14 protein-coding genes are annotated in these 12647 nt (G+C 39.6%); 4 read left to right on the forward strand and 10 right to left on the reverse strand.

Annotation, left to right across the window (positions count from 1 at the left end):
- Positions 1-2: 2 nt before the first annotated feature.
- Positions 3-197, reverse strand: coding sequence for a hypothetical protein (locus tag H4J61_RS04420; RefSeq protein ID WP_182183985.1), 195 nt, complete (start codon positions 195-197; stop codon positions 3-5).
- A gap of 292 nt (positions 198-489) precedes the next feature.
- On the opposite strand from H4J61_RS04420, the gene mutT reads away from it, so the two are divergent.
- Positions 490-885, forward strand: a complete 396-nt coding sequence (gene mutT, locus H4J61_RS04425) for an 8-oxo-dGTP diphosphatase MutT (protein ID WP_182183987.1) — start codon at positions 490-492, stop codon at positions 883-885.
- A gap of 236 nt (positions 886-1121) precedes the next feature.
- Here mutT and yacG read toward each other — a convergent pair whose 3' ends face one another.
- From yacG to H4J61_RS04470, 9 genes are all read right to left on the reverse strand, one after another.
- Positions 1122-1358 (reverse strand): DNA gyrase inhibitor YacG, encoded by a 237-nt coding sequence (yacG, locus tag H4J61_RS04430; RefSeq protein WP_182136586.1) that lies wholly within the window; start codon positions 1356-1358, stop codon positions 1122-1124.
- A gap of 213 nt (positions 1359-1571) precedes the next feature.
- Positions 1572-2321 carry a cell division protein ZapD gene (zapD, locus tag H4J61_RS04435; protein WP_182183990.1) on the reverse strand — a complete coding sequence of 250 codons (750 nt, stop codon included), beginning with the start codon at positions 2319-2321 and terminating at the stop codon, positions 1572-1574.
- Between the two features lie 99 nt (positions 2322-2420).
- Positions 2421-3050, reverse strand: a complete 630-nt coding sequence (gene coaE, locus H4J61_RS04440) for a dephospho-CoA kinase (protein WP_182183992.1) — start codon at positions 3048-3050, stop codon at positions 2421-2423.
- Between the two features lie 140 nt (positions 3051-3190).
- Entirely contained in the window at positions 3191-4072 is an 882-nt protein-coding gene (locus tag H4J61_RS04445) for a prepilin peptidase (RefSeq protein ID WP_404852058.1), read from the reverse strand.
- A 139-nt stretch (positions 4073-4211) separates the two neighbouring features.
- Positions 4212-5468, reverse strand: coding sequence for a type II secretion system F family protein (locus H4J61_RS04450; RefSeq protein ID WP_182183995.1), 1257 nt, complete (start codon positions 5466-5468; stop codon positions 4212-4214).
- A 300-nt stretch (positions 5469-5768) separates the two neighbouring features.
- The gene (pilB, locus tag H4J61_RS04455; protein ID WP_182183997.1) at positions 5769-7475 is read right to left on the reverse strand and encodes a type IV-A pilus assembly ATPase PilB; all 1707 of its coding nucleotides are present in this window, start codon (positions 7473-7475) and stop codon (positions 5769-5771) included.
- A gap of 130 nt (positions 7476-7605) precedes the next feature.
- Complete coding sequence (locus tag H4J61_RS04460) at positions 7606-8019, reverse strand: prepilin-type N-terminal cleavage/methylation domain-containing protein (RefSeq protein WP_220461180.1); 414 nt, start codon at positions 8017-8019, stop codon at positions 7606-7608.
- 276 nt (positions 8020-8295) lie between these two features.
- Entirely contained in the window at positions 8296-9183 is an 888-nt protein-coding gene (nadC, locus tag H4J61_RS04465; RefSeq protein WP_182183999.1) for a carboxylating nicotinate-nucleotide diphosphorylase, read from the reverse strand.
- A complete protein-coding gene (locus H4J61_RS04470) occupies positions 9184-9705 on the reverse strand; it encodes a TIGR02281 family clan AA aspartic protease (RefSeq protein WP_182136461.1) in 522 nt (173 codons plus the stop codon). It lies immediately after the preceding gene.
- Positions 9706-9803: 98 nt separating this feature from the next.
- Between H4J61_RS04470 and ampD the strand changes: the two genes are divergently transcribed.
- The 3 genes from ampD to pdhR all read left to right on the forward strand — a co-directional run bounded on the left by ampD (position 9804) and on the right by pdhR (position 12619).
- Positions 9804-10397: a 1,6-anhydro-N-acetylmuramyl-L-alanine amidase AmpD gene (ampD, locus tag H4J61_RS04475; protein WP_220461181.1), complete on the forward strand. Its 594-nt coding sequence runs from the start codon at positions 9804-9806 to the stop codon at positions 10395-10397.
- 172 nt (positions 10398-10569) lie between these two features.
- A complete protein-coding gene (ampE, locus tag H4J61_RS04480) occupies positions 10570-11451 on the forward strand; it encodes a beta-lactamase regulator AmpE (protein ID WP_182184002.1) in 882 nt (293 codons plus the stop codon).
- Between the two features lie 397 nt (positions 11452-11848).
- Positions 11849-12619: a pyruvate dehydrogenase complex transcriptional repressor PdhR gene (gene pdhR, locus H4J61_RS04485; RefSeq protein ID WP_182184105.1), complete on the forward strand. Its 771-nt coding sequence runs from the start codon at positions 11849-11851 to the stop codon at positions 12617-12619.
- Positions 12620-12647: the final 28 nt, after the last annotated feature.

Genomic DNA, 12647 nt, shown 5'->3' on the forward strand with positions numbered 1-12647 from the left:
ACTCAACAAGTAAATTGTTGATAAATGCCAGTCACTTGACTGGCATTTTTATTTTCAGGATGAGGGTGTGTCACAATCACATGGCGGTTACTACCGATACATAGCTGCACGGCATTAGTGTATGCTTGCACGCTAGGTGAAAGAGTGACAATGTGCAGACATGCTAATTTTTGAGGCATGGTTGTTTTGTGTTTCAATGCAGTTGAAATAGCCTGTATTTTAATGGACTAAAGTGCAGCTGGTAGGATCTACGGGTGGTATGTGGTGTAGGGCCGTTTTTTTGTAGGTCGGACTTCAGTCCGTCAACTATTAAGCTGGCGATCAACATGATGTGCTAGCAAGTATCTGCAGCGGGTATAATTTTTTATACACGTTTGATTAATTAAATGAGCTAGTTTTTACTTCAGCCATTAAAAATGCGCAGATAATAAATTAACCTAGTATTAGATAAGTATTAGATAAGTATTAGATAGGTATTTAGGATAAATAATGACAAAAATTGTGCATGTGGCGGTTGGGGTGATCAAGCAAGATCATAAGTTTTTTCTCACTAAACGATTAGCTGATAGTCATCAGGGTGGCAAGTGGGAATTTCCCGGTGGCAAAGTTGAAGAAAATGAAACTGTTCATCAAGCGCTTCACAGAGAGCTAAAAGAAGAAGTCGCCATTGAAACCCTGACGTGTACACCATTAATGCAAATCAGCCATGATTACGGCGATAAAAAAGTGTTACTAGACGTATTTGTTGTTGATAACTTTAACGGCCAAGCAAAAGCTTTAGAAGGGCAGCAATCAGGTTGGTTTAGTTTAGCTGAGTTCGCTACTTTAAACTTTCCGGCGGCTAATCAAGCCATTATTGAAAAGCTGCTAAAAAATTATCAATAATATTTTATCGCTGATCCACTCTAACAATAGCGGCACTATTAACATTAACAGCGCTTATGTTAAGTAAGCTATATTTTACTAAGTTGATTAATTAGCTGTGCATTTTTAATGGTTAAAATGCAAAGCTACGGCGTTATAAATTTTATAAGGTGAATAACGCCTTATTAAATTTTATGCCTGGTATCTATCCATTTTTCCAGATAAAAAAGGGGATCACTTAATTAATTAAATGGTTATTACTCAGGTTCAACAAAGAATTTATTATGTTGTAAAAATTCGGCTTCTAAAGCATCGAGCATCTCTTCATTTAACTCAACAGCACCTTGCACGGGTTGGCTAATTTTATGATTCTCGTCAGCCCAATCACCAATATCGATTAACTGGCAACGTTTACAACAAAATGGGCGATATTGACTTTCTTCTTGCCAAATTACTTCTTTTTTACAAGTGGGACAAGCTACTTTTAGTGTCATAAGAGTTACTACTAACTTAAAATTGTTATGTCATTATAAGAGAATTTTACTTAAGCGGCTAGGGGAAGCGATAAGCTTTCAGTTTTAAGCTGTCAGTTTTAAGCTGTCAGTTAAAAGCTGTCAGTTAAAAGCTAGCAGCTTAAAACTAACAACTATGTCGATACTGATAGCTGACAGCTTAAAACTATTAACTAATCACTCTATTAACTAAGTTTATTTACACCGAGCCAACTGGAAGTGGGTAGTTTGCTTGGCGTATTTACGGCCGCTTTCATTGCAGGGCGTCATAAAGCGTATTGAGTAGCGAAAACGGTTACCACTAATAATGGGATAAAAAGGTAGGTGATCCGCAATCTTGATACGTAATAATATTAACCCTTCGCCATTGTCTTGGTAAAAGCCACTATCGGTTGTTACTTCCTTGAACTGCGTCCGTTGACGAACAAACTTTAGCACCAGTGATAAAGCAGCACTAATTTGTGCCAGTAACGACAGCCAATGGCGACATTGTGCTTCAACTTCCGCGCTTGGTTGGCTTAACCAAAACTGTAATTGTGGTAGATCAAAGCGCGAACTGCCGCCCTGAATCGCGAAACGCTGCTTTAACGCCATCAAAAATTTATCATCTTTGAATTGCAGCCACTTAGGGCTAGGGACTTTTAATTGGCTGGAGAGGGCAACCGTTTGTTTTAAGTTATCTTCGAGCGCGGCGCTATTAATATCTGGAATTTGTGACCAAAGCACTAAATTTTGTTCTAGTTTTTCTAAGTCTTTAATCAAGTCACCACGTATATCATTACGATCAACGGTATCTAGAATGGCAAATAAAGCATTAAAAAACACACTGTGACTAGTGGCCATATTGTATTGTAAGCAGTCTGAAGCTTGGACAAATAATTGCTCAAGTTTTAAATAATTACGAATACGCTCATTGAGCGGATGTTCATACAGTATAGCGGTCATTAATTAGAAACTTTTTTTGAAAATGAGTGAGTGATGTCTTTATAGTACGCACAGCTTGGTAAAATGGCGAATTTTTTATCAAAAACACTGCCCAAAGGCTTACTTATCAAGGCTAGAGTGGAAAGTGCTAGCAGATAATAACTGGTATTTTTTATCTAAAATTATCACCTGTTGGCGAATATCTTCAAGACTTTTATGCTGATTATTGATGATGTCATCAGCAAAGCTTAGGCGTTGTTCACTCGGCATTTGGCTCGCTATAATACGCTTAATTTCTGCCGCTGAACTTGGATCACGTGCTAGGGTGCGTTCAACTTGGCTTGCTTCGTCAACATTCACCACTAAAACGCGGTTGACCATTTTATGTAAATTATTTTCTAGCAGCAAGGGCGCCACTAGTAGGCAGTAGCTGCTATTGGCCTGCGCTATTTGGCTGACTATTTCTGCTCGAATTAACGGGTGTAATAAATTATTTAACCAAGCTTTATCTTGAGGCTGACTAAAAATTCGGCTGCGCAGTTTTGCTCGGTTAAGTTCGCCATTATCAGCAATATAGTCAGCGCCGAAATGCGCTTTAATCGCTAATAGTGCTTTACTGCCGGGCTGCACAACAATACGGGCGGCAATATCTGCATCGATAATGTCGATGTTTAATTCAGCGAAAATATCACTGACGGTGGTCTTGCCACTGCCAATACCGCCGGTTAAGCCTACAATAAATTCAGACATAAATAATTCCTGTTTAAGCTTAAAGCTTTAAGTTTGAAGCTGTCAGCTATCAGTGTCACCTAACCGTCTAGAGGCGATTGTTTTTACTGAAAGCTTCTTTTACTGACAGCTGACAGCTTTTTCCTGTCTTCGAACGCTTGTTAAGTCAATGTACTTAAATACCACGACCAAATGCCATTACCCCAGAGTAGCGTTATCCAACCTGCAACCGCTAAATAGGGGCCAAAGGGGATCACTTGCTCTCGCTGGTGATTTTTAAATACTATTAGGCTAATGCCAATAACAGCGCCAACGGCTGAGGCCATTAAAATCAGTAAGGGTAATAACTGCCAGCCTAACCAAGCCCCAAAAAGCGCCACCAGTTTAAAGTCACCATGGCCCATACCTTCTTTGCCGGTCATTAACTTAAATAACCAAAATATACTAAACAAGCTCAAGTAACCGGCAACCGCGCCAATAACTGCTTCGTTTAATGGCACAATACTGCCATTAATGTTAACCAATAGTCCTAGCCATATTAATGGCAGCGTTATTTGATCAGGTAATAGCATGTGATCAAGATCAATTAAGGTTAAACAAATTAAGCCCCAAGTTAATACTAATAGCATAAGTGTGGTGAAGCTAACGCCATAATGGGCGGCAATAACCATACTTAATAGCGCAGTAGTTAATTCAACTAACGGATAACGCAGCGCTATTTTCTCCTGACATTGACTGCATTTACCGCGTAAACATAACCAACTTATGACAGGAATATTTTCGTAAAAACGAATTTTATGTTGGCAAGAGGGGCAGCTAGAACTTGGCGTTGACAGGGTAATAATCGCTTCTACCGGCTTGACGGGTTTAGCAAGTTCATCAGCTAAAAATTCACGACATTCTCTTTTCCAACCTTGTTCTAGTATTTTAGGTAAGCGATAAATAACCACATTTAAAAAGCTCCCTATTAGTAATGAAAATACGATGACAACACCATAGAAAAATGCGGGTGAGTGGGTCATTAGTGTAATAAAGTCAGTCAAAAGAATAGGCCTCAAAATGTAGATGATTTATGTTAATGGCTTTGATTAAATAATGCCAAGTGAACAAAAAAACGATGACAAGCATCGCGTTAATTTCATTGTGTTAAGTCAAGGTATATGGCCAATGTTTTAAGCTAACTTATACCACCATACCAATTTGAAAAATAGGTAAATACATGGCAATAATTAAGCCCCCGATAACCACACCTAGCACCGCCATAATCATAGGTTCAAGCAGTGTGGTTAAATTGTCCACCGCATTGTCAACTTCTTGCTCATAAACCGTAGCCACTTTTGCCAGCATATCGTCAACTGAGCCAGACTCTTCACCAATGGCGACCATTTGCACCACCATATCAGGAAAAATAGCACAATTGCGCATGGCTAAGTTCATTTGCATACCTGAGGTTACTTCAGCGCGAATTTCTAAAATAGCCTCACGAAATACCGCATTACCTGAGGCGCCAGCAGCAGACTCTAACGCATCGGGTAAAGGTACACCAGCGGCAAAGGTAGTTGATAAGGTTCTGGCATAACGAGCAACAGCTGCTTTTTTTAGCACGCTACCAATAACAGGAATTTTTAATATTTTTCTATCAACGCTATCGCGAAAAGTCAGACTATTGGTATGGGCTTTTTTAAAGAAGTAACTGCCAATAAATAGCCCGGCAAGCCCAAAATACCAATAGGCCTGCATAAATTCTGATATCGCAATAACCAGTAACGTAAAGCCGGGTAGTTCTGCACCAAAACTAGCGAAAATGTCTTGGAATACCGGCACCACAAAAATTAATAAAACTGAGGTAACAATAAAAGCGATAACTAAAACAGAAATAGGATAAGTCATGGCTTTTTTGATTTTTGCTTTTAGTGCTTCTGCCTTTTCTTTATAGGTCGCAATACGTTCATAGATAGTTTCAAGTGAACCCGATTGTTCACCTGAGTTAACTAAATCACAATATAAGTCATCAAAATATTTTGGGTGCTCACGCAAACACTCAGACAGCGGGATACCCGACTGTAACTTGTGACCTATAGTGGCGAGTAATTTTTGCATATTACCATTGTTGTGGCCAGAGCCGATCATTTCAATGGTTTGCACTAAGGGTACGCCAGCCGATAACATGGTGGCAATTTGGCGAGTAAGTACCGCAATATCAACCGGCATGATTTTTTTATCGCCGCCCAGACCAAATAAAGGTTTAGCTTTTTTGCTGATTTTACCTGGGGTTATACCTTGCTTACGCAGCTGGGCTTTAAGCTCTAAGATGCTGGTGGCATTAAGCTCACCATTGATTTTTTTACCTTTGCGGTTTAGCCCTTGCCATTTATAAACATCAAGCGCTTTAACTTTAGTTTTTTTGTTTTTTACTTTTACTGTTGAAGAAACAGCCATGGGCTTAACCTAATTTTTTTATTGTTTAGTTATGGTCTAGTTATGGTCTAGTTATGCTTTAGTTATGGTCTAGTTATTACCTAGCTATGGTTAAGCTGATTGCTAGCCATAGCGCTAGGTTAATTCTTATCATTGTTATAGTCACATTGAGCTTATCGCTATTGGCTACACTTGGCAATTTTTAGCCAGGGATCGCAGGTTAGCGAACAGCATCTATTGGCTAAGGGGGTAATAAATAAGGCTGACCGTTTTCAAACAACGAGTAATATTATAATGTTAAGTGGTGTAGCAGTAAAACGCTTAGGCGTTGGTTACCCGATTAACTTCTTCTAAACTGGTTACCCCTAAAGCGGCTTTTTCTAACCCTGACTGGCGTAAATTATTGTAGCCTTCACGTTGGCATTGGGCGGCAATATCTAAGGAGTTAGCGCCGTTCATAATTAAGTTTGCGGTAATGTCACTAATTTTTATCACTTCATAGATACCCACTCGACCTTTATAGCCGCCGGTGCAAAAATCGCAACCCATGGGTTTAAATAATTTTATCTCGCTAACTTGCTCAGGTAAAAAACCTTGAGCGAGCAGTTCACTTTCAGGTATGTGCTCTTCTGTTTTGCATTGGGTACATAATCGTCGGGCCAATCGCTGAGCGATAATAATGGTGACTGAACTAGCAACGTTGTATGACGGCACACCCATATTTAATAAACGGGTTAAGGTTTCTGCGGCTGAATTAGTATGTAATGTGGATAAAACTAAGTGGCCAGTTTGCGCGGCTTTAATGGCAATTTCTGCGGTTTCTAAATCACGAATTTCACCAACCATGACAATGTCGGGATCTTGGCGTAAAAATGAGCGTAATGCACTGGGAAAGGTTAAACCGGCGCGGGTATTAATTTGTACTTGGTTAACGCCTTCAAGGTTAATTTCAACGGGATCTTCGGCGGTAGAGATATTTCGCTCTTCGGTGTTTAAAATATTTAAGCCGGTATAAAGTGAAACCGTTTTACCTGAGCCGGTTGGCCCAGTGACTAAAATCATACCTTGTGGTTGTGCTAAGGCGTCCATGTAAATTTGCTTTTGCTTGGGCGCATAGCCTAGCATGTCGATGCCTAACATGGCACTTGACGAGTCAAGAATACGCATAACCACTTTTTCGCCCCACATGGTGGGCAGGGTACTGACACGAAAATCAATCGACTTCTTTTTAGATAAGGCTAATTTAATACGGCCATCTTGTGGCACACGACGTTCAGCAATATCTAATTTTGACATCACCTTTAAACGTGCGGCCATTCGTGCGGCTAGTGATACTGGAGGCCTAGCCACCTCGTTTAAAATACCGTCAATACGAAAACGAATGCGGTAAGACTTTTCATAAGGTTCAAAATGTAAATCTGACGCACCTTTGCGGATGGCGTCGAGCAGTATTTTATTGATATAGACCACAATGGGCGCATCTTCTTTATCGCCAAGACCAATGTTTTCTTCTTCTTTTCGCTCTTCTTGAACATCCATGCCAGCTAGTTCTTTCGCGTCGATATCAGAAATATCAAGGGCATCACTGTCGGCTTCTAATAGTTTTTCAATGCAATTGCTTAAAGCGGTTTCGTTGGCAATGACTAACTCGGTCGCATAGCCGGTATTAAACTGAATTTCTTCTAGGGCATCAAGGTTAGTGGGATCAGACATGGCAACAAATAACACTTTTCCACGTAAATATAACGGCAGGGCGTTGTGTTTACGGATCAGTTTTTCGTTACGTATGCCATCAGGAATTATCGAGGTATCAAAATGTTCTAAGTCGATTAATGGACAACCAAAACTACGCGATAAGGTGCTAGCAATATCTTTAGCATTAATCTCTTTGTCTTCAACTAAATAGCGCAAAAAAGGCTTGTTTTGCCGAATAAAATCAGCACTGATTTTTCCTGCTTTTTCAGTCGGGACGACGTTATGCCTAGATAGCGCAGAGAGTAGGCTAGATTGTTGATGCAGTCCTTTCATAAATCTCTAAAACTCAGTAATTACCAACAGCTACAGTGTAATTATTTTAGTTAGGGAAAACAAAAAACAATTATTATAAAATATAAGATAAAAAAGCTCCTAAAGGAGCTTTAATAATTATGCATATATCTTAGCAAAGATTATTACAGTTATCTGTCCAAACAACTTTACCAGCTCCGTATACAGCAGTTAATACATAATCTTGGCCTATTGGATTAACAACAGTAATAGCACCATTTTCATTATCTGTCACAACCCAGGCCGTAGATGTAACATTTTGGGCAACTACTGCATCATCATCAGCTGGAACGCCGTTATTACCAGCGGTACAGTTTGTTAACCCAGCTTCAACTTGTGCACAAACATCAACTGCTGTTTTAATTGAACTTGCAGCTAAAACCACTTCACTATATTTTGCTTTATCTGTATAAGTTTGATAAGCCGGTAATGCCACTGCGGCTAAAATACCGATAATCGCAACAACGATCATTAATTCAATTAGGGTAAAACCTTGTGCTTTTTTGATTGTATTTAGTTTTTTCATGATTAATTCCATATCTGATTATATTCGCTAAATTTATATTGCGGTAAAAAAGACTAAATGTAAATTACTTGTGAAATTTTTTTTAAAATATTTGCCTTTTTAAGGCTATGTGATTAATTTTAACGCTATTTAATAACTTATAAATATATTTTTAAGCTATCAGCTATCAGTCATTAGAGCTTAGCGGTATTTGCTAGCGATTAACTTGGCTTCAGTTTTAAACTGACCGCTTTGAACTGAAAGCTGACAGCTTTACTTTATTTTATTTTTTTTGTTTCAACAAAAGCGCATTGACAGATCAACCGCCTGTACATGTTTGGTTAATGCCCCTACCGAGATAAAGTCGACGCCTGATTTTGCATAATCTGTTAATGTTGCCAGTGTCATATTACCCGACACTTCTAACTTGGTTTTACCGGCCGATATGTCTGCGGTTAATTGCACCGCTTGTTCAATCATCTGCGGGCTAAAGTTATCTAACATAATGATATCGCTACCGGCATTTAATGCTTGTGTTAGCTCTTCAATGCTCTCAACTTCCACTTCTACTGTTTTATCACTATGGTTGATGCGTGCGGTTTTGATGGCTTTTTCAATACCGCCACAAGCGGCAATGTGATTTTCTTTAATTAAGAAGGCATCAAACAAGCCAATTCTATGATTGACCCCACCACCGCAAGTTACCGCGTATTTTTGTGCGCTGCGCAGGCCGGGTAAAGTTTTACGGGTATCAAGTAGCTTAGTGCTGGTGCCTGACAAGTGTTTAACAAAGCTGCTAGTCACGGTTGCGGTACCTGAAAGGCTTTGTAAAAAGTTTAAGGCGGTGCGTTCACCGGTTAATAAAATACGCGCATTACCCGTTAATTCAAATAAGGTGGTATTGGCTTTTACGCTTTCGCCATCGTTAACAAACCAAGTGATTTTGGTGCTGGTGTGGTAAATGTTATCAAGTTGTTTAAACACTTCATTTACCCAAGCAACGCCACATATAACACAGGCATCGCGACTAATAATGTTAGCTACCGCTTGGTTTTCTAATGGAATAAGTTCGGCGGTTATATCACGGCTAGTGGCGAGTTCTTGGTAGGTATTAACGCCTAGGTCTTCACATAATGCCCAGGTAACGGTTTTGCTGATGTCGTGTAATAATGAGGCTGGTAACATTTAAAGCTGCTCTCGTAAAATTAGTTGTTTTCCGGTTTGGCTAAATTCTACTCTTTTTAGCGCGCTCATGCCCAATAGAATTTCATCAGCCGCCATGCTGGGGTTAATATTTGCTGCTATATCATACAAATAAATATTACCTATGCGTAACTCGTTTATTTGGGTGGTAAAGACGGTAATAATGCCATTAGCGGTTTGCACACGTTGTTGTCCTTGCGCTTGCAGGGCGAGATTTTCTGCAATATGGGCCGGAATTGACACTTGTGTTGCGCCAGTATCAAGTAAAAAGGTAACCTGGCGGCCATTAATAGCCCCGTTGGTTACATAATGCCCTTGGCGGTTTTGTTCTAAGGTAACGGCGGCTTTACCATTGGCTTGCATTGAAAGCTTAGGGTCTTGATTGGGATTATATTGTCCGTCTAACAAGTCTTGAAAAATAAAAACTAATAAGGCGATGCCAAGCACCCAAGCTATCCAGACAAAACCTTTGCCAAAATTTGCTGTTGTGTCATTTTCAGTCATTTATGTCCAACTCTTAGGTTAATCTGTTTGGTATATCTTGTTCTGTTGTCCACTTTACTATGTAATAGTATCAGGATAAACAACCGGTGAATTATTGTATGTCATCTTTGCCAAATGATCGAAAAAATAGCGCTGAACTGAGCATTAAAAAGGGTTGGCTCAGTGGCGTTGAAATTCAACCGTCGAGCCACTTTGAGCCTAGAGCCGAAAATGAAGCCGTGAGTTTATTGGTTGTGCACAATATTTCATTGCCACCGGGGCAATTTGGCGCTGACCACATCACTAATTTTTTTCTGGGTAATTTAGACCCAAGCATAGATCCTTACTTTGAAAGTATATACCGCCTACGTGTATCGGCGCATTGCCTTATTCAGCGTGACGGTAATATTGTGCAATATGTTTCGTTTAACGATAAAGCTTGGCACGCTGGCCTGTCGTGTTATCAAGGTCGAGAAAAGTGTAATGATTTTTCAATTGGTATTGAGCTAGAAGGGACTGACGATATTCCTTATACTGAAGTACAATATCAGCAGCTTAGCCGAGTGAGTCAGAGCTTAATCGGCACTTATGCCGGCTTAGAAAATAACATTGTTGGTCATTGTGACATTGCGCCGGGACGTAAAACAGACCCTGGGGCGGCGTTTGATTGGCCAAGTTTTAGAACATTATTAATACAAAAGCGGTCAGTTTGAAGCTGCCAGCTGTCAGCTGTCAGCTGTCAGTAAAAAAAATACCAACTGTGGGTTGGGAGTAACTGATAGCTGACAGCTTAAGACTTACAGCTAAAAAGGTAGCTTAAGACTTACAGCTAATAAAACGTAGCTGAAGAGCCAAGATTTTTTAAAAAACATAGGATAATTAAAGATGAGCTTAATTAGTTTGTTAATTGCACTAGCTGCTGAGCGTTACTTGTCGTCAAGTGCTTGGCAGTTTAATACCTTGTACCAACGATATATGGCGGTAATTAAACAGACTAAGTTGCTGGCTAATTATCGACATTCTGCACTGTTAAGCTATGCAGTGATTTTTATTCCTGTACTAGGTTGTCATTTTTTATTGGCACAAGTGGATAACGCTTTACTGTATTTAATTGCCTCCACCTTAATATTGATTGTTTGCTTTGGTTGCATGAAAACGCGCGAGGCTTATAAAAGCTATTTACAATCAGCTTTTAAAGGTGAATTAACTAGTTGTGAGTTGCATCACTTGCAACTACAGCAAGATAAAAATATTGCTGACATGGACTTTGGCCAAACAATGGTTTGGTTAAATTATCGCTACTTTATCGCGGTTATGCTGTTTTTCGTTTTATTCGGTGCGGCAGGTGCATTGTTTTATCGCCTATTAACTACGGTAAATGAAAGTGTTAACGCGCAAAACTCTGCTGCGGATGTTGAGGATGAAGATAGCGAAGAGCGGGCTATTGACGACGGCGATGACGGTGATAAAGCAACGCAACAATTATTATTTTGGGTTGATTGGCTACCGGTTAGGCTGGTTGCTTTTGGTTATATGTTTGTTGGCCATTTCTCAAAAGCCATGCCGGCTTGGATAGATAACTTATTTGAATTTGAAAAAACACCAAGCCAAGTCTTAATCAGTGTTGCTCAAATGTCGGAAGACTTTATGGTTGACGCGGATGACTATACTGCAGGGCCTTGTTTATTAGTAAAATTAGCCAAACGTACCTTGTTACTATTTCTAGCGGTAATAGCGGTATTAACCTTAACCGGTATTATTTCTTAGTTTTAAAGAAAAGTTTTAAGCTGTCAGTGCTCAGCTGTCAGCTTAAAACCAAAGCCAAGTTTAATCGTCTAACCATATAGCTAAACTCTTGTTACTGAAAGCTGACAGCTTAAAACTTACCGCTTAGAACATAAAACTACCTGTTATAATTTTCATTTCCACAAAGTGAAATCGAAAGCGTTTATTCACGCTGCTACACCGATATCACGAAACTACTTAAGTCGCGCAATTGATTATAAATCACCCACAGTGTTTACAACGCTAAAGGCATTTGTTACATTATATTCGAAATTATCAAATTGGTAAGACCAATTGACCAAGGTATTTGGAAGTAAAGCCAGTGGCTTTAGATACCTAATAGTGCAATAACAAAGGATTTTATATGTCAATTCCGAGTATTAAAAAGCCGGTAAAGCAAGCTAAGTTGTCAGATATTATTTTGGCTCAGCTTGAGACTATGATCCTAGAAGGTAGTGTGAAGCCGGGCGAAAAATTACCGGCAGAGCGAGAACTGGCTAAACAGTTTGATGTTTCTCGTCCTTCGTTACGTGAAGCTATGCAAAAGTTAGAAGCAAAAAATTTAGTCACCCGTCGTCAAGGTGGCGGCACTTATGTTAGTGATAAAATTTTGAGTGGACTGTCAGACCCACTATTTGCCCTAATGGCGAACAATAAAGAATCACAATTTGATTTATTAGAGTTTCGCCATGGTATTGAGGGTATGTCAGCCTATTATGCCGCTATGCGTGGTACTCAAGCTGATTTTGAAGAAATTCAGCGGAAACATGACAGTATTGGCACCGCGCAATTGGATGACAATTACCGGCTTGAAGCTGAAGCGGTTTTTGGTTTTTACATTGCTATATGCGCCGCGAGCCACAATGCGGTTATTCTGCATTTAGCCCAGAGTATGGCGCCATTGTTGATTGACAACATTGAGAAGAATTTAACTATATTGGCTAAGCGACCTGACGTGTTTAGCCAAATATCTGATTATCGTACACGTTTAATGAGTGCGATTGTCAGTGGCAAGCCCCAAATTGCTTGGGGAGCTAGCCATCGCCATTTAGCCTTCATTGAAGAAGTGCTATTAAAAATGTCGCAGGAAAATAGTCGTATGGAACGCTCAATACGCAGAATGAAACGACCGAAAACTGTCAGAAATTAAAAAATGAATGCTTGCCAAGTGCATGATT

This window comes from Colwellia sp. MB3u-4, assembly GCF_014077065.1.
Taxonomy (GTDB): domain Bacteria; phylum Pseudomonadota; class Gammaproteobacteria; order Enterobacterales; family Alteromonadaceae; genus Cognaticolwellia.

Bases quoted from the DNA above. Each gene is read 5' to 3' on its own strand.
- coaE (WP_182183992.1), bottom strand. From the start codon at position 3,050: ATGTCTGAATTTATTGTAGGCTTAACCGGCGGTATTGGCAGTGGCAAG.
- ampD (WP_220461181.1), top strand. From the start codon at position 9,804: ATGTCATCTTTGCCAAATGATCGAAAAAATAGCGCTGAACTGAGCATT.
- zapD (WP_182183990.1), bottom strand. From the start codon at position 2,321: ATGACCGCTATACTGTATGAACATCCGCTCAATGAGCGTATTCGTAAT.
- pilB (WP_182183997.1), bottom strand. From the start codon at position 7,475: ATGAAAGGACTGCATCAACAATCTAGCCTACTCTCTGCGCTATCTAGG.
- mutT (WP_182183987.1), top strand. From the start codon at position 490: ATGACAAAAATTGTGCATGTGGCGGTTGGGGTGATCAAGCAAGATCAT.
- H4J61_RS04470 (WP_182136461.1), bottom strand. From the start codon at position 9,705: ATGACTGAAAATGACACAACAGCAAATTTTGGCAAAGGTTTTGTCTGG.
- H4J61_RS04460 (WP_220461180.1), bottom strand. From the start codon at position 8,019: ATGAAAAAACTAAATACAATCAAAAAAGCACAAGGTTTTACCCTAATT.
- ampE (WP_182184002.1), top strand. From the start codon at position 10,570: ATGAGCTTAATTAGTTTGTTAATTGCACTAGCTGCTGAGCGTTACTTG.
- yacG (WP_182136586.1), bottom strand. From the start codon at position 1,358: ATGACACTAAAAGTAGCTTGTCCCACTTGTAAAAAAGAAGTAATTTGG.
- H4J61_RS04450 (WP_182183995.1), bottom strand. From the start codon at position 5,468: ATGGCTGTTTCTTCAACAGTAAAAGTAAAAAACAAAAAAACTAAAGTT.
- nadC (WP_182183999.1), bottom strand. From the start codon at position 9,183: ATGTTACCAGCCTCATTATTACACGACATCAGCAAAACCGTTACCTGG.